The 18,544-nt window shown below is 73.3% G+C and carries 15 protein-coding genes; 9 read left to right on the top strand and 6 right to left on the bottom strand.

The genetic code is table 11. The features are described from left to right. Positions 1–48 precede the first annotated feature (48 nt). Complete coding sequence (locus tag AC07FV_RS28550) at positions 49–1,404, top strand: SWIM zinc finger family protein (protein ID WP_479090225.1); 1,356 nt, start codon at positions 49–51, stop codon at positions 1,402–1,404. Between the two features lie 174 nt (positions 1,405–1,578). Then, a complete protein-coding gene (locus AC07FV_RS28545) occupies positions 1,579–3,213 on the top strand; it encodes a DUF5691 domain-containing protein (RefSeq protein WP_479090224.1) in 1,635 nt (544 codons plus the stop codon). Between the two features lie 82 nt (positions 3,214–3,295). Here AC07FV_RS28545 and AC07FV_RS28540 read toward each other — a convergent pair whose 3' ends face one another. Further along, the gene (locus AC07FV_RS28540; protein ID WP_479090222.1) at positions 3,296–3,712 is read right to left on the bottom strand and encodes a cobalamin B12-binding domain-containing protein; all 417 of its coding nucleotides are present in this window, start codon (positions 3,710–3,712) and stop codon (positions 3,296–3,298) included. Positions 3,713–4,305: 593 nt separating this feature from the next. Between AC07FV_RS28540 and AC07FV_RS28535 the strand changes: the two genes are divergently transcribed. Together AC07FV_RS28535 and AC07FV_RS28530 are read left to right on the top strand one after the other, a co-directional pair. Next, the gene (locus AC07FV_RS28535) at positions 4,306–5,259 is read left to right on the top strand and encodes an esterase/lipase family protein (RefSeq protein WP_479090221.1); all 954 of its coding nucleotides are present in this window, start codon (positions 4,306–4,308) and stop codon (positions 5,257–5,259) included. A gap of 260 nt (positions 5,260–5,519) precedes the next feature. Beyond that, complete coding sequence (locus AC07FV_RS28530; protein ID WP_479090219.1) at positions 5,520–7,133, top strand: M23 family metallopeptidase; 1,614 nt, start codon at positions 5,520–5,522, stop codon at positions 7,131–7,133. A 79-nt stretch (positions 7,134–7,212) separates the two neighbouring features. On the opposite strand, the gene pcrA is transcribed toward AC07FV_RS28530, so the two are convergent. Beyond that, positions 7,213–9,693 carry a DNA helicase PcrA gene (pcrA, locus tag AC07FV_RS28525; protein ID WP_479090217.1) on the bottom strand — a complete coding sequence of 827 codons (2,481 nt, stop codon included), beginning with the start codon at positions 9,691–9,693 and terminating at the stop codon, positions 7,213–7,215. A 451-nt stretch (positions 9,694–10,144) separates the two neighbouring features. On the opposite strand from pcrA, the gene AC07FV_RS28520 reads away from it, so the two are divergent. Beyond that, positions 10,145–11,329 (top strand): C40 family peptidase, encoded by a 1,185-nt coding sequence (locus AC07FV_RS28520; protein ID WP_479090215.1) that lies wholly within the window; start codon positions 10,145–10,147, stop codon positions 11,327–11,329. 27 nt (positions 11,330–11,356) lie between these two features. Continuing rightward, positions 11,357–12,376, top strand: coding sequence for a tellurite resistance/C4-dicarboxylate transporter family protein (locus AC07FV_RS28515; RefSeq protein WP_479090213.1), 1,020 nt, complete (start codon positions 11,357–11,359; stop codon positions 12,374–12,376). Here the strand turns inward: AC07FV_RS28515 and AC07FV_RS28510 are convergent. After that, the gene (locus AC07FV_RS28510) at positions 12,354–12,707 is read right to left on the bottom strand and encodes a hypothetical protein (RefSeq protein ID WP_356601867.1); all 354 of its coding nucleotides are present in this window, start codon (positions 12,705–12,707) and stop codon (positions 12,354–12,356) included. The genes AC07FV_RS28515 and AC07FV_RS28510 overlap by 23 nt on opposite strands. 337 nt (positions 12,708–13,044) lie before the next feature. Between AC07FV_RS28510 and AC07FV_RS28505 the strand changes: the two genes are divergently transcribed. Continuing rightward, entirely contained in the window at positions 13,045–14,100 is a 1,056-nt protein-coding gene (locus tag AC07FV_RS28505; RefSeq protein WP_479090211.1) for a C40 family peptidase, read from the top strand. A gap of 16 nt (positions 14,101–14,116) precedes the next feature. Here AC07FV_RS28505 and AC07FV_RS28500 read toward each other — a convergent pair whose 3' ends face one another. Together AC07FV_RS28500 and AC07FV_RS28495 are read right to left on the bottom strand one after the other, a co-directional pair. Then, positions 14,117–14,854, bottom strand: coding sequence for a LuxR C-terminal-related transcriptional regulator (locus AC07FV_RS28500; protein ID WP_479090210.1), 738 nt, complete (start codon positions 14,852–14,854; stop codon positions 14,117–14,119). Further along, positions 14,851–16,143 (bottom strand): ATP-binding protein, encoded by a 1,293-nt coding sequence (locus AC07FV_RS28495; RefSeq protein WP_479090208.1) that lies wholly within the window; start codon positions 16,141–16,143, stop codon positions 14,851–14,853. Before AC07FV_RS28495 ends, AC07FV_RS28500 begins: the two co-directional genes overlap by 4 nt. A 180-nt stretch (positions 16,144–16,323) precedes the next feature. Here AC07FV_RS28495 and AC07FV_RS28490 point away from each other — a divergent pair, with 180 nt between their 5' ends. Then, positions 16,324–17,766, top strand: a complete 1,443-nt coding sequence (locus tag AC07FV_RS28490) for a PspC domain-containing protein (protein ID WP_479090206.1) — start codon at positions 16,324–16,326, stop codon at positions 17,764–17,766. After that, positions 17,753–17,995 (top strand): hypothetical protein, encoded by a 243-nt coding sequence (locus AC07FV_RS28485; protein ID WP_479090205.1) that lies wholly within the window; start codon positions 17,753–17,755, stop codon positions 17,993–17,995. The genes AC07FV_RS28490 and AC07FV_RS28485 overlap by 14 nt, the downstream gene beginning before the upstream one ends. Here the strand turns inward: AC07FV_RS28485 and AC07FV_RS28480 are convergent. Further along, a complete protein-coding gene (locus AC07FV_RS28480; protein WP_479090203.1) occupies positions 17,992–18,528 on the bottom strand; it encodes a DoxX family membrane protein in 537 nt (178 codons plus the stop codon). The two genes, AC07FV_RS28485 and AC07FV_RS28480, sit on opposite strands and share 4 nt — an antisense overlap. Between the last annotated feature and the right edge of the window lie 16 nt (positions 18,529–18,544).

The following is an 18,544-nucleotide window of genomic DNA, read 5'->3' as shown; positions in this document are numbered from 1 at the left end:
ACGCAGACTCTCGACCGATTGTCAGTGGGGGGACCTACCTTCGATGGCATGACACAGCAGGGGGTGCGCTGGACCACTGACCAGGTGCTGGCACTGGCGCCTGACGCCGCGTCACGCGCAGCGGGGAGCAGACTCGCCGTGGCCGCGCCGTGGTCGGAGGCGGGAGGTTCCGGGGAAGGGGTGGTGTGGGGGCAGTGCCGGGGCGGCGGTGGCCGGCCGTACCGGACGGCGGTGGACATCGCGGACGCGTCCGGGCCGGGGTACCGGTGCGACTGCCCGAGCCGCAAGTTCCCGTGCAAGCACGCGATCGGACTGCTGCTGCTCTGGGCGGACGCGGTCGACGCGGTGCCGGTGGCGGAGGCGCCGGACTGGGTGGACCGGTGGATCGCGGGGCGGCGCGGGCGTGCGGAGGGGAAGGGGACGGAGAGTACGGCTGGGGCCGCGGCCGCACCCGGTGATCAGGAGGCCGCGCGGCGCCGGGCGGAGCAGCGCGCCGAGCGGATCACCGCGGGCGCGACGGAGCTGGAGCAGCGGCTGGCGGACCTGCTGCGGGGCGGCCTGGCCGGCGCCGAGCAGTGGGGGTACGAGCTGTGGGAGGAGACGGCGGCCCGCATGGTCGACGCCCAGGCGTCGGGGCTGGCCGCGCGGGTGCGGGAGCTGGGCGGCATACCGTCGTCGGGCGTCGGCTGGCCGGTCCGGCTGCTGGAGGAGTGCGCCCTCCTGCACCTGCTCGACCAGGGCTGGCTGCGCCGGCACCGGCTGCCGGAGAGCCTGGCCGCGACGGTCCGTTCACGCGTCGGTCTGCCGGCGTCCGCGGACGGCCCTCCGGTGCGCGACCGGTGGCTGGTCCTCGCACAGCACGACACCGCGGACAGCCGGCTGACGACGCGTCGCATCTGGCTTTACGGCGCGGAGACGGAGCGCACCGCGCTGCTCCTCTCCTACGGCGCGGCGGGCCGGGCACCGGAGTTGACGCTGCCCGTCGGGTCGGCCCTGGAGGCCGAGGTGTCGGCGTATCCGGGCGCCGGGCGGCAGCGCGTCGCCCTGCGGGAGCAGTTCACACCGCCCACGCCCGCGGACCTGCGCCCGCGGGGCGGGACCACGACCCGAGCGGTCGTCCGGTACGGCGAGGCACTCCGCGACGACCCGTGGCTGGACGCGGTACCGGTGACCCTGGAGCGGGTCGTCCCGGTGCCGGACGGAGACCGCTGGCAGCTGGCGGACGCCGACGGTGACACGGCACTGCCGTTGTCGGCGCCGACCGGGAGCCGCCCGGGCCTGTGGCGCCTGGTCGCCCTGTCGGGGGGTGCGCCCGTGCGGGTCTTCGGCGAGTTCGGCCACCGGGGCTTCACTCCGCTGACGGCCTGGCCGGCCGGCCCCGGCCCGGCGGTGCCGCTGTGCTGACCCGCCCCGCGACGTGAGGACGGAGCGGGACCGGAAGACACGAGCAGGAACGAGAAGACACCCGCAGGGACCCGAAGGCACCCGCAGGAACCCGAGAGCCCGGAAGGCACCGGGGAACACCCGCAGGAACCCGAAGGCACCGAAGGCACCCGGAATGAAAGCGGAAGGGATCTCATGACCAGGACACCCACACCCGCCGCGGAGCCCGCCGTCTCCCCCGGGCCCGGCACCTGGGAGGAGCTGGTCACGGCAGCGCTGCTCGGCACGGACCGGCGCACCCCTCCGGGCTGCCCGCCCGGTGCGCACGCACCGACGGCGCTGCTGGACGCGGCCGCCGCGGAGACCGTCCGCCGACGCGCCGGACTGCGCCCGGCACGCGCGGGCCACCGTCCGGAAGCGGCCCCCGCGGACGACCGTCCGCCGCTGCCGGCCGCGGCCGCCCGTAGGCTCGCGATGCTGCTCACCGACCGCCCCGGCACGGCGGGCGGCGGCCGCCGGGGTACCGCGCCCGACCTGATGGAGCTGCTCCCCCAATGGCTGGCGGCGGCGAACGCCCGCGGCTTCGCGCCGCCCCCCGAGGCACTCCCGGCCTTGCTGGACGCGGCCCGGGGCCGCACGGACCTGCGTCCCGCGGCGCTGGCGTTCGCGGGGACGCGCGGGCTGTGGCTGGCCCGGCAGAATCCGGACTGGCGGTTCGCCCTGCGCGCCACGCCGGGCGGAGGCACCGAACTGCCCGGCCCCGATGCCGTGGACGACGTGCGGCGGCTCTGGGAGGAGGGCCTCTTCGCCGAGCGGGTCGCCCTGCTGACGGCCCTGCGGTCCCGCGACCCCGCCGGTGCCCGGGAGCTGCTGGCCTCGACCTGGCCGACGGAACGGGCCGAGGACCGGCTGATGTTCCTCGACTCGCTGCGGTCGGGGCTGGCACCGGCGGACGAGCCGTTCCTCGAGGCGGCGCTGGCCGACCGGAGCCGCAACGTACGGGCGACGGCCGCGGAACTGCTGTCGGCGCTGCCGGACTCGGCGCTGGCCGCGCGGATGGCGGCGCGGGCCGTGACGTGCGTGTTCCTCGACCGGACCGTGGAGCCGCCGGCGGTCACGGTCGAGGCACCGCACGAGTGCGACCCGGGCATGGAGCGGGACGGCGTCGTGGCCAAACCGCCCTCGGGCCGGGGAGAACGGTCGTGGTGGTTGGGCCAGTTGGTGGAGGCGGCCCCGCTGGACGCCTGGACGTCCCGGTTCGGCGGCCGATCCCCCGAGGAGGTCGTCGCCCTGCCGGTGACGGACGACTGGCGGAGCGATCTGCACGCGGCGTGGTGCCGGGCCGCGGTGCGGCAGCGGAACGGCAGGTGGGCAAGGGCCCTGCTCGGCGCGCCCACGGCACCCGAGGCCGGGGGGCCGGGCGCGGTGTCCCTGGCCGAGCGGGCCAAGCTGCTCGGCACGCTGGGAGCCGGTGAACGGGCCGAGTGGGTCGCCGGGTTCATCGCGACACACGGGCTGTCGGAGGCGTTCCAGTTGCTCGGCATGTGCGGCGTGCCGTGGGCGCCGCCGCTGGGACGCGCCGTGGTCGACGCGCTCAACATCGCGCGCGACGCGGGGAGTTATCCGTGGAGCTTCAGCGGCGTCATGGGGCTGGCCGAGCGCTGCCTCGACCCGTCGGAGGCGGGTCGGCTCGACGGGCTGCTGGCGACACCCGACGAACCGGAGGACGCGGCGCCGGGCGCCGGGGGGTACTGGGCGGAGGCCTTCCAACGGCTCGTCACCACGTTGCGACTGCGGGCGGCGATGGCCGAGGAACTGGGGGCGCGATGAGGCGGGACAGGGGCCCGCACCCGCGGCGGACGCATCCGCCCGCCGCCGACCCTCGAAACCCGCTCCCGCTCCCGCCCTGCGGTTACGCCTCCGCGGGTTCCCGTACGTTCGTCCGCACCCAGTCCACGATCGACGCCGTAGTCGCCCCGGGCGTGAAGAGCTCCGCGACGCCCTTCTCCTTCAGCGGCGCGATGTCCGCCTCGGGGATGATCCCGCCACCGAAGACCAGGATGTCCTCCGCGTCCCGCTCCCGGAGCAGCTCGATCACGGCGGCGAAGAGCGTGTTGTGCGCGCCGGAGAGGATGGACAGCCCGATCGCGTCGGCGTCCTCCTGGATCGCGGTGTCCACGATCTGCTCGGGTGTCTGGTGGAGCCCGGTGTAGATGACCTCCATACCGGCGTCACGCAGCGCCCGCGCGATCACCTTGGCCCCACGATCGTGGCCGTCGAGCCCCGGCTTGGCCACCACCACGCGGATCGGACCGGCTGCCACACCCATCACTGCCTCCATGAAGCGACTACATCCATCCGTACCGACAAGTACCGCACACTTCGCCGACGCCGTACACACGGGCACGGGCGACGGGACACACGAGCCGCACATCGCCCCGGCCGCCCCGTGCCGAGGGCGAGCTTCCGTGACGCGGGCACGGACCCCCGCACCGCATCGTCCGGGGAAGTGAACGAACGTTATCGCCAGGATCCCGCAACCGGCAGTTTCGTGGTCGATACAGAGGGGGAAATCACACGGTGGGACACGTTCGCCGCGCACCGCTCCGGGGCGCGGCGACATCACGCGTACGGAGAGCCGCAGCGAGGGCCGGACGGGGGCGTCAGCGCGCCTCGCCCCCGCGGGACGACACCAGCGAACACCGAGGGACCGCCGGTCCCGCCAAGCTCACGAAACACACCTGGCTCACTGAAGCCGAACAGACGGACAGGGCTCACCAGGCTCGCAGGGCACTGACGTGGCGCGACGGCACTTCCGGTAGGCCAAACCTCGTAATCATCACGAAACACTGGTGTCACGACTCTCCCCGAGGGCACACGGGGGACAGAGGCTCCCTGCGCGTGCCGACAGGAGGTCGGCCCATGAAGGTCACCACGGCAGCACTGCCCCTTCTCCCGCTCTGTCAGCGTCTCCTGCCCAGCCTCCCCGCCCTTCCAGGGGTGCCGGGACTCCCGGGGCTGTCGGAGCTGGCGGCCCTTCCGGGCCGGCTGACCGGGCTCTCCCTGACCCTCCTCAAGGCGAGCGCCCTGGAGGCCGCGATCCTCGCCGGACACCTGCTCCTCTACCCCTCCGGGGTCATCCAGGAGCGCCGGCCCGTCTCCGCCCTGCCGACGGTGGATCGGGACCGGCAGCCCGACCCGCCCACCTGCCGCCTCCCGGCCCCCGCCAGCCCGCCCGTCGTCCTGCTGCACGGTTTCATCGACAACCGCTCGGTCTTCCTGCTCCTACGCCGCAGTCTGACCCAGCACGGCAGGCACCAGATCGAGTCGCTGAACTACTCCCCGCTGACCTGCGACATCCGCACCGCGGCCGAGCTGCTCGGGCGGCACATAGAGGAGATCTGCCGGCGGACGGGCAGCGAGCGGGTCGACGTCGTCGGGCACAGCCTCGGCGGACTCATCGCGCGGTACTACGTGCAGCGGCTCGGCGGCGACCACCGCGTCCGGACGCTCGTGACGCTCGGCACGCCGCACACCGGCACCCGGGTGATGCCGTTGGCGAACGCGCACCCCATCGTGCGCCAGATGCGCCCCGGATCGGCGGTGCTGGAGGAGCTGACCCTGCCCGCGCCCGGTTGCCGTACGCGGTTCGTCAGCTTCTGGAGCGATCTGGACCGCGTGATGGACCCCCTGGAGACGGCCTGCCTCGACCACCCCGACCTGACCGTGCAGAACGTGAGGGTGAGCGGCATCGGCCATCTCGCCCTGCCCGTGCACCCCGCCGTGGCCACCGGAATCCGCCGGGCGCTCGACGCCGTGGCCGCGGAGCCGGACCTCCGGCCCGGCAGCCAGGTCGGCGGACTGACAGTCGCCTGACGCCCCGGGGGCGGCCGTCCGACGCCCCGAGCGGCCGTCCGAGCCCCTGACGGGTCCGGAACCAGGCGGACACAACCCGTTCAGCTTCGAACAAACGTCGAACACAAAGCCAAACTCGTGCCCGCCGTCCCCCAAAACACGGCCGATTGCCCGTTTCCTTCGGGCACGAAACCTGGGGAAGATTGTCGCGCCCGTATACCGACGGGTACAGTCGCCGCACTGCTCTGGCAGCCCCTGTTGTCGAGGCGAAAGAGAAGTTGGTGAACGACCGTCACCCGTCGGGGGGCCTGACCACCCCGGCCTCGGCTTCCGAAGCCGCATCGGCGCCCTACGCGTCGTACGGCACAGGGGAGGCCCAGTACGGCGACCTCACCACGTACGGCGGCTACGACGCCACCGCTTTTCCGCCCGGCGACGCCGCCACGGCCACCTTCGCCTCGGACCCCCTCTTCGGCAGCCTCCCGGGCCAGGACACCGGCAGCTACGACGTCACGGGCGCGTACGAGACGACGGGCACCTACGACGCCACCCAGTGGTCCACCGGCAGCGGTCCGGTCCTGCACCACGACGCGTACGCGGCCCAGCACGCCGGATACGGCACCGGCGCCTACGACACCGGCAGCTACGACACCGGCGCCTACGACGCGACCGCGTGGACGGACGGCCACCACCAGCAGTCCGCGGCCGTACCGCCGGGGGCGGCGGAGACCGAGGCCACCGGCCAGTGGGACACCGGCGCCTGGTCGCCGCCGGACCAGTCCGGGAACCCGGCCGACCGGACCCAGCAGTGGGACTGGGGCACCCAGACCTTCGACACGGGCACCTTCGACACCGGCTCGTTCGCCACCGGCACGTTCCACACCGGAGCGTACGACGGCGGCAACCCCGACACCGGGGCCTACGACGCCACCCGGTGGAACTCGGACGGCGCCCCGCAGGACACCGCGCACTCCCCGGAGAACGCGACGGCCGACGTCGAGCCGGCCGCCGAGGAAAGCGGCCCGTACGACGACCCGGCGGCCACCGGGGAACTCCCCGCCGTGCCCACCCTGCTGGAGGGCCAGGAGGAGGTCACCCCCGCTCCCCGGATCCCGGCCGCCCGCGCCGCCTCCCGGAACGGGTCCCGCTCCCGGCGCCGCCAGCCCGCCAAGCGCTCGGCGCTGATGACCATCGCCGTGCCGTCGGCCTGCGTGATGAGCGTCGCCGGTATCGCCGCCGCCTCCGTCGGCATGACCGGGGGCGACGGCTCGGAGGCCAAGGCGTCCGCGGCGGACGCGGAGGACCCCGCTGCCGCGCCGGTCAAGCCGTCGATCGCCAACAACAAGCTGGACACCCAGCTCACCAGCCTCGCCGCCGGAGCCGACGACTTCGCCGACCGGGCCAGCCGTACGCAGGAACGCATCGACCTCAAGGCCGAGCAGGCCCTCGAGAAGAGACGGGCGGCCGAGGAGGCGGCCCGCAAGGAGCGGCTGCGCCCCAAGTTCGCGCTCCCCGTCGCCCAGCACGGCCTCAGCGCGTACTACGGCCAGGCCGGCATCAACTGGATGTCCGCGCACAGCGGCATCGACTTCCCCGTGTCCTACGGCACGACCGTGATGGCCGCGACCGACGGCACCGTCCGTACGCAGTTCAACGTGGCGTACGGGAACATGATGATCCTCACCGCCAAGGACGGCACCGAGACGTGGTACTGCCACCTCTCCGGTTACCAGGTACCCACCGGTTCCACGGTCAAGGCCGGCGACGCGATCGCGTCCTCGGGCGACTCGGGCAACTCGACCGGACCGCACCTGCACTTCGAGGTGCGTCCCGCGGGCGGCGCGGCGATCGACCCGCTGTCGTGGCTGCGCAGCCACGGCCTCGATCCGCAGTGACGGAGTAACGTCTCAGCACATCCCCGGTGAGCCCCGTCGGCCGACGGGGCTCACCGCGTGGCGCGCCCGGGACGCGCCGTCAGAGCTTCTCCACCGGCGCGTACCGCAGCAGCAGCCGCTTGGGCTTGGGCTCTCCGAAGTCGATCGTCGCCTCCGCGTTCGCCCCCGTGCCCTTGACCGCGACCACCGTGCCGAGACCGAACTGGTCGTGCGTGACGCGGTCGCCCACGGACAGCGAGACCGTCGGCTTCTCGGCGGTGCGGCGCGTGGCGAAGCCGGAGGCGCCCGACGCCGAGGAGCGGGAACGGGACGAGGACAGCGAGGCCGCCACCGCCGAGACGGGCGCGGAGGAAGCGGGCCCGTTCGCCCCGGTCCGCTTCCACTCCAGGTGGGGGGCCGGGATCTCCTCCAGGAAGCGCGAGGGCGGGTTGTACGAGGGCTGGCCCCAGGCGCTGCGCAGCGTCGAGCGGGTCAGGTACAGCCGTTCGCGGGCGCGGGTGATGCCGACGTACGCCAGGCGCCGCTCCTCCTCCAGTTCCTTGGCCTGGCCGAGGGCGCGCATGTGCGGGAAGACGCCGTCCTCCATGCCGGTGAGGAAGACGACGGGGAACTCCAGGCCCTTGGCGGTGTGCAGGGTCATCAGGGTGACGACGCCGTCGCCGTCCTCCTCGTCGGGAATCTGGTCGGAGTCCGCGACCAGCGCCACCTTCTCCAGGAAGTCGGCCAGGGTCCCGGCCTCCTCGCCCTCGGCGCGCTCCTGCTCGAACTCCAGGGCGACGGCGGCCAGCTCCTGGAGGTTCTCGATGCGGGTCTCGTCCTGCGGGTCGGTGGAGGCCTGCAACTCGGCGAGGTAGCCGGTGCGTTCGAGGATCGCCTCCAGCACGGTCGCCGGTCCGGCTCCGGACTCGACGACCGTCCGGAGGTCCTCCATCAGCGTGTTGAAGCGCTTGACGGCGTTGCTGGAGCGTGCGGCCATCCCGTACGCCTCGTCGACGCGCTTGAGCGCCTGCGGGAAGCTGATCTTCTCGCGCTGCGACAGGGCGTCGATCATCGCCTCGGCGCGGTCGCCGATGCCCCGCTTGGGGACGTTGAGGATGCGGCGCAGCGGGACCGAGTCCTCGGGGTTGGCCAGAACGCGCAGGTAGGCCAGGACGTCCCGGACCTCCTTGCGCTCGTAGAAGCGGACACCGCCGACGACCTTGTAGGGCAGGCCGACCCGGATGAAGACCTCTTCGAAGACGCGGGACTGGGCGTTGGTGCGGTAGAAGACGGCGACGTCGCCGGCCTTGGCCTCGCCCGCGTCCGTGAGGCGGTCTATCTCGTCGGCGACGAACTGGGCCTCGTCGTGCTCCGTGTCGGCGACGTACCCGGTGATCTGCGAGCCCGCGCCCTGGTTGGTCCACAGGTTCTTGGGGCGGCGCGACTCATTGCGCTCGATGACCGCGTTGGCGGCGCTGAGGATGGTCTGGGTGGAGCGGTAGTTCTGCTCCAGGAGGATGGTCGTGGCGTCCGGGTAGTCCTCCTCGAACTGGAGGATGTTGCGGATGGTGGCGCCGCGGAACGCGTAGATCGACTGGTCGGCGTCGCCCACCACGCACAGCTCGGCGGGCGGGACCTCGGCCTCGGGCGGTACGTCGACGGGGTGCTCGGTGGAGCCGACCAGCTCGCGCACCAGGGCGTACTGGGCGTGGTTGGTGTCCTGGTACTCGTCGACCAGGACGTGCCGGAAGCGGCGGCGGTAGTGCTCGGCGACGTCCGGGAAGGCGCGGAGCAGATTGACCGTCGTCATGATCAGGTCGTCGAAGTCGAGGGCGTTGGCCTCGCGCAGCCGCGACTGGTACATGGCGTACGCCTGGGCGAGGGTCTTCTCGAAGCCGTCGTTGGCCTGGGCGGCGAAGTCCTCCTCGTCGACCAGCTCGTTCTTCAGGTTCGAGATCTTGGCGCTGAAGGACTTCGGCGGGAACTTCTTCGGGTCCAGGTCGAGGTCGCGGCAGACCAGCGCCATGAGGCGCTTGGAGTCGGCCGCGTCGTAGATGGAGAACGACGAGGTGAAGCCGAGCTTCTTCGACTCGCGGCGCAGGATGCGGACGCAGGCGCTGTGGAAGGTCATGACCCACATCGCGTTCGCCCGCGGGCCGACGAGCTGCTCGACGCGCTCCTTCATCTCGCCCGCGGCCTTGTTGGTGAAGGTGATCGCGAGGATCTGACCGGGGTGGACGCTCCGCTCGGCCAGCAGGTGGGCGATGCGGTGGGTCAGGACGCGGGTCTTGCCGGAGCCGGCACCGGCCACGATGAGCAGCGGGGTGCCGGAGTGGACGACGGCGGCGCGCTGGTTCTCGTTCAACCCGTCCAGGAGGGCGGCCGCGTCCAGGGCGGGGCGCGGGGCGCCGTCCCGGTAGTGGGTGTCGCGGTCCGGGGGCGTGTCGAACTTCCCGCCGAACAGATCGTGCGGCACCGCTTCCGGTGCGTGATCGTCCTCGGGCGGCGGCGGAGGTTCCTCCTCGTGACCCCGGGGGGTCTGGAGGCTCGCCAGGAAGCTGTCGTCAAAGAGGCTGCTCATCGCTCTCCGAGTCTAGGGTGCGCCACCGACAACCCGGTGCCGCCCCGGAAAATGGCCGGGACACCTCACACCGGCACGCGCTGCGACCTGCCGGGACACGAAGAGTGACGCCCGTCGCCAAGGTCACGAAAATGTATCGGGCATATCACCCGGCAACCTTCACAGCCACCGCACGAGTTGGCTACGGTGCGGGCAGGCCGCACGACCTCCACCGGCGAACCTCGCCGGGCCGCGCGGCCTCCGCCGAGTCCGGTGTGCCCGCACGGCAGCCGGAGCCGGGGACCCACCGAGAACCTTGGGGTGAATCGGCCGCCCAGCCCCCCCGACGGGGGCGGACCGCCGTAGGGCAACCCTTCCGCGCCACGCCGCCCGAACCCTCCCCCAGGACCGAAAGCCCGGGGGGACCCCCACCGCTGACCCGGTAGGCGGAGCATCGGAAGGAGTCGCCTCCTTGGCGTCGCACCGCAAGTCGCGTCCCACCGGTACGCGCGTAGCAGGCATACGGACCCCCGCCCTCGCGACGGCGGCGCTCACCTCCGTGGCCCTGCTGTCCCAGACGGCCACCGCCACGCCCTCGGACGACGACCGGCCGAGCCTGGAGGAGGTCGAGAAGAAGGTCGACGACCTCTACCGCCAGGCGGGATCGGCGACGGAGAAGTACAACGCGGCCAAGGAGAAGACGACCAAGCAGCGCAAGCGCGTCGACACCCTCCTCGACGACGTGGCGAAGCGCACCCAGCGGCTCAACGAGGCGCGCGAGGAGCTGGGGTCCTACGCCTCCGCGCAGTACCGCACCGGCTCCGCGATCCCGGAGACGACGACCTTCCTGCTGGCGGACTCGCCGCAGGACTACGTCGACCGGAACCACCTGCTGAGCCGGCTCACCGGCCGTCAGAAGGACGCGGTCGACGACTTCACCACCCAGCAGTCCGAGACGATGGAGAAGCGGCGCGAGGCCACCGAGAGCCTCGCGACGCTCACCGAGTCGCAGAACGACCTGAAGACGGCCAAGGCCACCGTCCAGCAGAAGCTCTCCACGGCGCGCGAGCTGCTGTCGGAGCTGACCGCCGAGGAGAAGGCCCGGCTCGCCGCGATCGAGAGGAAGAAGCAGGAGGAGGCCGCCCGCAAGGCCGCGGAGCTCGCGGAGCGGCAGGCCGAGGAGCGGGAGCGGCAGGAACGGGCCGCCCAGCAGGAGAGCGACGCCCCCTCCGGCTCGTCGGAGTCCTCGGGCGGCACCGGCGCCTCCTCGGGTTCCACCGCGCCCGACGCCTCGTCCGGCACCCAGGCCGAGAAGGCGCTCGCCTTCGCCCGTGCGCAGATCGGCAAGCCGTACGTGTGGGGCGCCACCGGCCCCGGCTCCTACGACTGCTCGGGCCTCACCCAGGCCGCCTGGAAGGCCGCGGGCGTCACGCTGCCCCGCACCACCTACGACCAGGTGAACGCCGGCACGACGGTCCCGGTCTCCCAGGCGCAACCCGGTGACCTGGTCTTCTTCTACGACGACCTCAGCCACGTCGGCCTCTACATCGGCAACGGCATGATGATCCACGCCCCGAAGCCGGGGGCGTACGTCCGCGAGGAGTCGATCTTCTACGACGGCGAGTCGTCGATCCACAGCGTGGTGCGCCCGGCCTGAGCCGCACGGCTCTCTAGCATCGGGCGCATGTCATCGCGCACCTCCCCCTCCCCTCTGCGCGCCTGGTGGGCGCAGCGTCCGCCGGCGGCCGGGGCCGCGGTGATGGCGACCGGCATCCTGTCGGTCGGCCTGCATCTGACGGGCCACGAAGTCCTCTCCCGCATCGCCCTGGTCCTGGCCTGCGCGGCCTGGCTGACCCTGGCGGCGAACTTCGTCTACCTGCTGCTGGTGGAGCGGGCGCAGTGGCTGACCCGGGCGGGGACGCCGGGCGCGCTGACCGCCGTCGCCGCGACGACGGTGCTCGGCACCCGGATCGCCCTGCTCGACCGGCCCGTCCCGGCGGCGGCGCTGCTGGCGCTGGCGGCGCTGCTGTGGCCGGCGCTGCTGTTCCTGGTCGTCACGCACTGGGGACGCCGCATGCCGGGGGCGGTGTTCCTGGGCTGCGTGGCGACGGAGGGGCTCGCCGTACTGGGTGCCACGCTGTCCGCCACCACCTCGACCCCCTGGCTGGCGCACGCGTCGCTGGTGCCGTTCTTCCTGGGGATCGTGCTGTACCTGGTCGCGCTGTTCCGCTTCGATCTGCGGCAGGTGGCGCGGGGGGCCGGCGACCACTGGGTGGCCGGCGGCGCGCTGGCCATCTCGGCGCTGGCCGGCGCCAAGCTGCTCGCGGCGGCCGGGACGGGCATGTACCTGTGGAACGAGGACGACGGCGCCGTCCTGCACGACCTGACCGTCTTCCTGCTCGTCCTCGACCTGGCCTGGTACGCCGTGCTCCTCGCCGCGGAGATCGCGTGGCCCCGGATCCGCTACGACGTGCGCCGCTGGTCGACGGTCTTCCCCCTCGGCATGACGGCGGCGGCGACGCTGTCCGTCGCCGCCGTCGTCGACGTCCCGTGGCTGGACGCTCCGGGTCAGGTGCTGCTGTGGATCGCGGTGGCCGCGTGGCTGGCGGTGGCGGCCGGGGCGGTCCTTCAGGCCCGGGCGGGGCTGCGGTCCGGTGGTGCGGACGCGGGGGCGGAGGGGCTCAGGTCCACAGCACCGCGATGAAGACGTTCACGACGGTCAGCAGGCCCACCAGGCCGAACAGCGGCTTCTCCACCTTCTCGTCGTCGCGCTTCACGTAGACCAGGCCGAGGATCACGATCAGCACGGCGAGCTTCACACCGATCTTGATGTTGTCGACGGAGTAGTCCTGGGCCTGGTTGAGGCCGACCAGGGCGATGCCGGTCACCAGCATCGTCAGCGCCCCGTGCAGCATCGCGGGGGTGAAACGGGCCGTGCCCTGGCCCATCGCCTTCATCTGGGTCAGGAAGCCCCCGAGGAGCGCCGCGATGCCGATGATGTGGAGACCGACGAAGAGGTGGATGAGTACGTCCATGGGGCCGGAGCCTAATCAGGGGCCCGGACGCCGTCCGACACCGGCCCGGGGATGCGGGAAGGTGCGGAACCGACGCGGGTGCATATGCGCGCGTCGTAGCACCTCAGTCCCATCCCCCGTCCCCGGTCGGGCATCTCGGTCATCACCCTGCGTGAAGGGGACGGCCGTACGACGGCCCTCCGGTCACATGCGGTCACCGCGCGATCCGGTACCGCCAGTTCCGCGCAACCCGTCTCCCCCGCGCCCCGACGCCGCCTAGCGTCCTGGCCGAGTGACCGGAAGCGACCGGAAGCGACCGGCACGAGCGATCTCCGAGTACGGAAGGACGTGGATCCAGGTGGCAGCGCACCGCAGGCCACGGCGTCCCGCGAGCGGCGGCGGGGCGGCCCGCACCGCCGCCACCCTCACCCTCGCGGGCGCGGCCACCGCGACCGGCCTGGGCGGCGGGACCGGCCACGCCGCTCCGCAGCCGACGCCGGCGCAGGTCGGGGCCAAGGTGGACAAGCTGTACCAGCAGGCCGAGGTCGCCACCGAGAAGTACAACGGCGCCCAGGAGAAGGCCGACGCCGCCGAACGGCGCCTGGAGCGGCTGCGGGACGAGGTCGCCCGCAAGGAGGACCGGCTGAACTCGGCGCGGGAGACGCTCGGTTCGGTCGCCGCGGCCCAGTACCGCAGCGGCGGCCTCTCGCCGGCCCTGCAACTCGCCCTCTCCGCCGACCCCGACGGGTACCTCGACGGAGCCGCCCTCGCCGAACGGGCGGGCAGCCGGCAGGCGGCCACCGTGCGCCGGGTGCGCGGGGAGCTGCGGGAGATCGAGCAGTTGCGCGGCGCCGCTCGCGTGGAGGTGGCCTCGCTGACCTCGCGCCGGGCCGAGCTGAAGCGCCACCGCGAGACCGTCACCGGCAAGCTGGGGGCCGCCCGCCGCCTGCTGTCCGGGCTGACCGCCGGGGAACGGGACCGCGTCGGACACGGCACGGACGAGCGCGCCTCCCGCTCCTCGGCGGGTCCGCGGGCCGGCCTCACCGCCGCGGCCCAGGCGCCCGACTCCCGCTCCGCCGCGGCCGTCGCCTACGCCCACCAGAAGCTCGGCAGCCCCTACGTGTGGGGCGCGACCGGCCCGAACGCCTTCGACTGCTCGGGCCTCACCCAGGCCGCCTACCGCGCCGCCGGCGTCTCCCTGCCCCGCACGACGTACGCCCAGATCGACGCGGGCCGCCGCGTCTCCCGCTCCGAACTGCTCCCCGGTGACCTGGTCTTCTTCTACTCCGGCATCAGCCACGTCGGCCTCTACGTCGGCGACGGCATGATGATCCACGCCCCGAACCCCTCGGCGCCGGTCCGCCTCGCCCCGGTCGACCAGATGCCGTTCGCCGGGGCGACGCGGGTGGTGTGACCTCCCCGCGACCGGGTCAGACCAGCCGGCGGGCCGTCGCCCAGCGGGTCAGCTCGTGCCGGTTGGACAGCTGGAGCTTGCGCAGGACCGCCGAGACGTGGGACTCGACCGTCTTCACCGAGATGTACAGCTGCTTGGCGATCTCCTTGTACGCGTAGCCGCGGGCGATCAGGCGCAGCACCTCGCGCTCGCGCTGGGTGAGGCGGTCCATGTCCTCGTCCACCGGAGGGGCGTCGGTGGAGGCGAACGCGTCGAGGACGAACCCGGCCAGCCGCGGGGAGAAGACGGCGTCGCCCTCCTGCACGCGGAAGACGGAGTCGATCAGGTCGGTCCCCGTGATCGTCTTGGTCACGTAACCCCGGGCGCCGCCCCGGATGACGCCGATCACGTCCTCCGCGGCGTCCGAGACGGACAGGGCGAGGAAGCGGACGGGCCGCTCGGCGTCGCTCATCAGCGGGGCGCACCGGCGCAGCACCTCGACCCCGCCGCCGCCCGGGAGATGGACGTCCAGGAGCACGACCTCGGGCCGGGTCGCGGTGATCACCGTGACGGCCTGGTCGACGTCGGCGGCCTCGCCGACGACCTCGACCCCCGTCTGCGCGGTCTGGCCGATCTCGGCCTGGACGCCGGTGCGGAACATGCGGTGGTCGTCGACGAGCACCACGCGTACGTGCCGCTCCCCCGTGCCGCCGCTCGTCGGCCGGGCCGCCCCGCCCGCTCCCGCCGTGCCGTCCGTCTCGGTCGGGTCGCTCATGACGTGTTCTCCGCCCTCTCCATCTCCAGCTCGACCTCCGTGCCGCCGTCCGGCACCGCGCGCAGCCGCGCCGTGCCCCCGTTGCGCTCCATGCGGCCGATGATCGATTCTCTGACGCCCATGCGGTCCGCCGGTATCGAGTCGAGGTCGAAGCCCGGTCCCCGGTCCCGGACGGACACGAAGACCGTCCTGCCCTCGACTTCGGCGAAGACCTGCACGGCGCCGCCCTCGCCACCGTACTTGGCCGCGTTCACCATCGCCTCGCGTCCGGCCTGCATCTGTGCGCTGATCTTCTCGTCGAGCGGGCAGTCGCCGACGACCACGACCTCGATGGGGACGCCGTGCTTGTCCTCGACCTCGGCGGCATTGCGCTTGACGGCCTCGGCGAGGGTGGTGGGCTCGTCGTCCTCGTCCTTGCCGTTGCCCTCCGGCTTGTAGAGCCAGGCGCGCAGGTCGCGCTCCTGGGCGCGGGCCAGCCGGCGCACCTCACCGGGGCTCTCGGCGTTGCGCTGGATCAGGGTCAGGGTGTGCAGCACCGAGTCGTGCACGTGGGCGGCGACCTCGGCGCGCTCCTGCGCGCGGATGCGCATCAGCCGCTCCTCGGAGAGGTCCTGCGTCATCCGCACCAGGTAGGGGCCGGCGAGCAGCGTGATCCCGACGAGGACGGCGAGGGCCGCCTGGAGGACGGAGCCGAGGTGCGCGGCCGAACCCTGGAGGACGAAGATGCCCGTGACCCCGGCCGTCACCAGCAGCACGCCGGCCACCGAACGCAGCAGGGTGACGGTGCGCCGGTGGCGGCCCACCTCGGCCCAGCGGGCCCGTCGGGCGTTGTCCGCCTGGCGCCACACGAGGGCGACGCCGGCCCCGACCAGCACGGTCGGCCACAGGTAGGCCTTGGCCCCGCCGCCGAGGTCGACGTTCCCCACGAAGACGAGGGCCACGACGACCATCAGGAGCAGGGCGACGATCTGGCCCTTGTCCGGCTTGCGGGCGACGAGTCTGCGGCGGCCGTCCGGCGAGGTCTCGGACGTGACGAGCGACGGCGGCTTCTGGGCGTCGACGCCGCCGATGCCCAGCGGCACGAAGAACCAGAAGGCCGCGTACAGCAGCGCACCGAGACCGTCGGCCATGAAGAGGCCCACGAAGGCGAACCGCACCCAGATGACGGGCAGGCCGAGGTGCCCGGCGAGCCCCCGCGCCACACCACCGAGCCAGCGTCCGTCGCCGCTGCGGTAGAGCTTGCGCGGCGGCCGCGGTTCGGCGACTGGTGCTGTGGCGGCGTCCGGCATGACACCGATGGTCACACGGCCCCGGGAGCACGGGCATCAGGGTCGGCCCCCGAGACTCCCCTGATCTTCGGTCCGGGGTCGCCTCGAACGCTCCCCCGGCCCGGCGTCAGGGCCGATATCAGGGTCCGACCAGGGTCGGACCGACTGCCGTCACGGCGCCGCGCCCGTCACCATGGACGCATGACAGATCACGAGCACGCCGCGACGGGTCCGGGACCCGGCTCCGGCCCACGCCCGCCACGGGGCGCCGGGCCGCAGGACCCCGCGCCCGCCGCGGGTGCCCCGGGTGCGGCGGGCGCCGCGGGCCCCGCGGCCGGCTCGGGCTCCCCCGCCGGCCCGGACGTCACCGAGCCGCCCCCCTCGTTCCGGCGCGACCGGCGGCACAAGACGTTCGCCGGGGTGTGCGCAGGTCTCGGGCGGCAGTGCGACATGGACCCGGTGATCTTCCGCATCACGCTCGCGGTGCTCTCCGCCACCGGCGGCATCGGCCTCATCTTCTACGGCTTCGCCTGGCTCTTCGTCCCGTACGACGACGAGGACGAGAACGAGGTGCGCAAGCTGCTCACCGGCCGGGTCGACGGCCAGGCGCTGGCGGCCGTGCTGTTCGCCCTGGTCGGCTGCGGGGTCCTGCTGACCATGCTGAACAACGGCGGGGTACTGACCTTCGCCGTCGTGCTCTCCCTCCTCCTCGCGGGCGCCGGCTACTGGTCGCGGCACCGGAAGACACCCGATCCCGACCCCCTCTCCGCCCAGACCGTCGCCGACGCCCCGCCGGAGGCCCAGGCGCCGCCGATCATGTTCACGTGGCCCTCCTGGTGGCGCGAGCCCATCGTCAAGGACGGCACGCGCGTCGGCGGGACGGGGTATCTGTGGGGCCCGTCGGACTCCGAGGACCGCGACATCGCGGCGGCCGTCAACATCGGCCGCGGCGTCCCGGGCGGCGGCCGCGCCGGCGGATGCGACCGGCGCCCGCGGCCACCGCAGCCGCGCGGCCCGCACGGGATCGGCGGCTGGGTCTTCCTCCTCGCCCTGCTCGCCGGTTTCCTCGGCACCCGGCTGACCTGGGACGACCAGCCGCTCGGCGCGAGTCTCCAGGCCGGACTCGCCTGTGCGCTCGCCGTCCTCGGCGTCGGCATCGCGGTCAGCTCCTTCCTGGGACGCACGGGCGCCGGCTCGATCTTCCTGGCGATCGTCACGGCCGGCCTGCTGGCCGCTTCGGCGGCCGTGCCCGAGGACGTCGGCACCGACTGGGTCCGGCGCACCTGGGAGCCCACGACGGCGGCCGGTGTGCACGAGCAGTACGACATCGGGGCCGGCACCGGCACCCTCGACCTGTCCGGGCTGGACCTGGCCGCGGGGCAGACGGTGACCACGCGGGCCGACGTGGGCGTGGGCCGCATTCGGGTGGTCGTGCCGCAGGACATGACCGTGCGGTTGAACGTCGAGGTGGGCGTGGGCGACATCCAACTGCCCGGCGACGACGAGAAGGACGTGGACGTGGCACCGGGCAAGCACAAGGAGATCACCCTGTCCCCCACCGCGGGCGTCGAGGCCGCCGGCACGCTCGACCTCGACCTCCAGGTCGGCGTCGGGCAGGCGGAGGTGTCCCGTGCTGCGTCATAGCTTCCAGCCCGGACGCCTGGTCGCCGGCCTCTTCCTGACCGCGGCGGGCGTCGTCTACGCCGGTGAGGCGGGCGGGCTCTGGCAGACGCCGTGGTTCGTGGTGATCCCCCTCGTCATGGGCGGCCTCGGCCTCGCCGGCGCGGTCGGGGTCGTGGCCCGCTCCGCGCACCGGCGCCGCGGGGCGCTCCACGAGGACGCCGACGAGCCGCGGACCGGCCTCTCCGGCTAACCGCGGTGCCCGACGCCCGTCCCGCGCCGTCGCCGGGCCCGCAGGACGGCGTCCAGGGACAGCAGCGGGGCACCCGCGAGGACGAGCGGCGTCCAGGCCATGAGGTAGGCGAGGTCGTTGCCGTAGTAGTAGGGGTCGGAAGCCCAGCTGACGGTCAGCCACAGGCTCAGCGAGATCAGCGCGCCGCCGAGGGCCGCCAGACGGGTCAGCAGGCCGAGCAGCGTGCCGATGCCCACGGCCAGTTCACCGAGGGCGATGGCGTAACCGAAACCGACCGGGCTCTCCAGGGCCAGGTCGACCAGGGACGGGATGGCCGAGGAGTCGCGGACCGCGCGCATCATGTCGCCGACGGAGCCCGCCCCGGCGTCCTTCATGAAGGCGCTGTCGGTGAGCTTGTCCAGCCCCGCGTAGACGAAGGTGACGCCCAGGAAGATCCGCAGGGGCAGCAGGGCGTACCGCGTGGCCTGGTCGCGCCAGTCCCCGCCACCGCCTGGAGGCGAGGGGTACGCGTCCGTCCGCATGCCGTGAGCCATCACTGCCAGCCGCCTC

The sequence above is a fragment of the Streptomyces sp. NPDC045956 genome (assembly GCF_056430705.1).
Note: the sequence above shows the minus strand (reverse complement) of the source record. Positions and strands in the feature narration are given on the sequence as shown.

Bases quoted from the DNA above. Each gene is read 5' to 3' on its own strand.
- AC07FV_RS28550 (WP_479090225.1), top strand. From the start codon at position 49: ATGACACAGCAGGGGGTGCGCTGGACCACTGACCAGGTGCTGGCACTG.
- AC07FV_RS28545 (WP_479090224.1), top strand. From the start codon at position 1,579: ATGACCAGGACACCCACACCCGCCGCGGAGCCCGCCGTCTCCCCCGGG.
- AC07FV_RS28540 (WP_479090222.1), bottom strand. From the start codon at position 3,712: ATGGGTGTGGCAGCCGGTCCGATCCGCGTGGTGGTGGCCAAGCCGGGG.
- AC07FV_RS28535 (WP_479090221.1), top strand. From the start codon at position 4,306: ATGAAGGTCACCACGGCAGCACTGCCCCTTCTCCCGCTCTGTCAGCGT.
- pcrA (WP_479090217.1), bottom strand. From the start codon at position 9,693: ATGAGCAGCCTCTTTGACGACAGCTTCCTGGCGAGCCTCCAGACCCCC.
- AC07FV_RS28515 (WP_479090213.1), top strand. From the start codon at position 11,357: ATGTCATCGCGCACCTCCCCCTCCCCTCTGCGCGCCTGGTGGGCGCAG.
- AC07FV_RS28510 (WP_356601867.1), bottom strand. From the start codon at position 12,707: ATGGACGTACTCATCCACCTCTTCGTCGGTCTCCACATCATCGGCATC.
- AC07FV_RS28500 (WP_479090210.1), bottom strand. From the start codon at position 14,854: ATGAGCGACCCGACCGAGACGGACGGCACGGCGGGAGCGGGCGGGGCG.
- AC07FV_RS28495 (WP_479090208.1), bottom strand. From the start codon at position 16,143: ATGCCGGACGCCGCCACAGCACCAGTCGCCGAACCGCGGCCGCCGCGC.
- AC07FV_RS28490 (WP_479090206.1), top strand. From the start codon at position 16,324: ATGACAGATCACGAGCACGCCGCGACGGGTCCGGGACCCGGCTCCGGC.
- AC07FV_RS28480 (WP_479090203.1), bottom strand. From the start codon at position 18,528: ATGGCTCACGGCATGCGGACGGACGCGTACCCCTCGCCTCCAGGCGGT.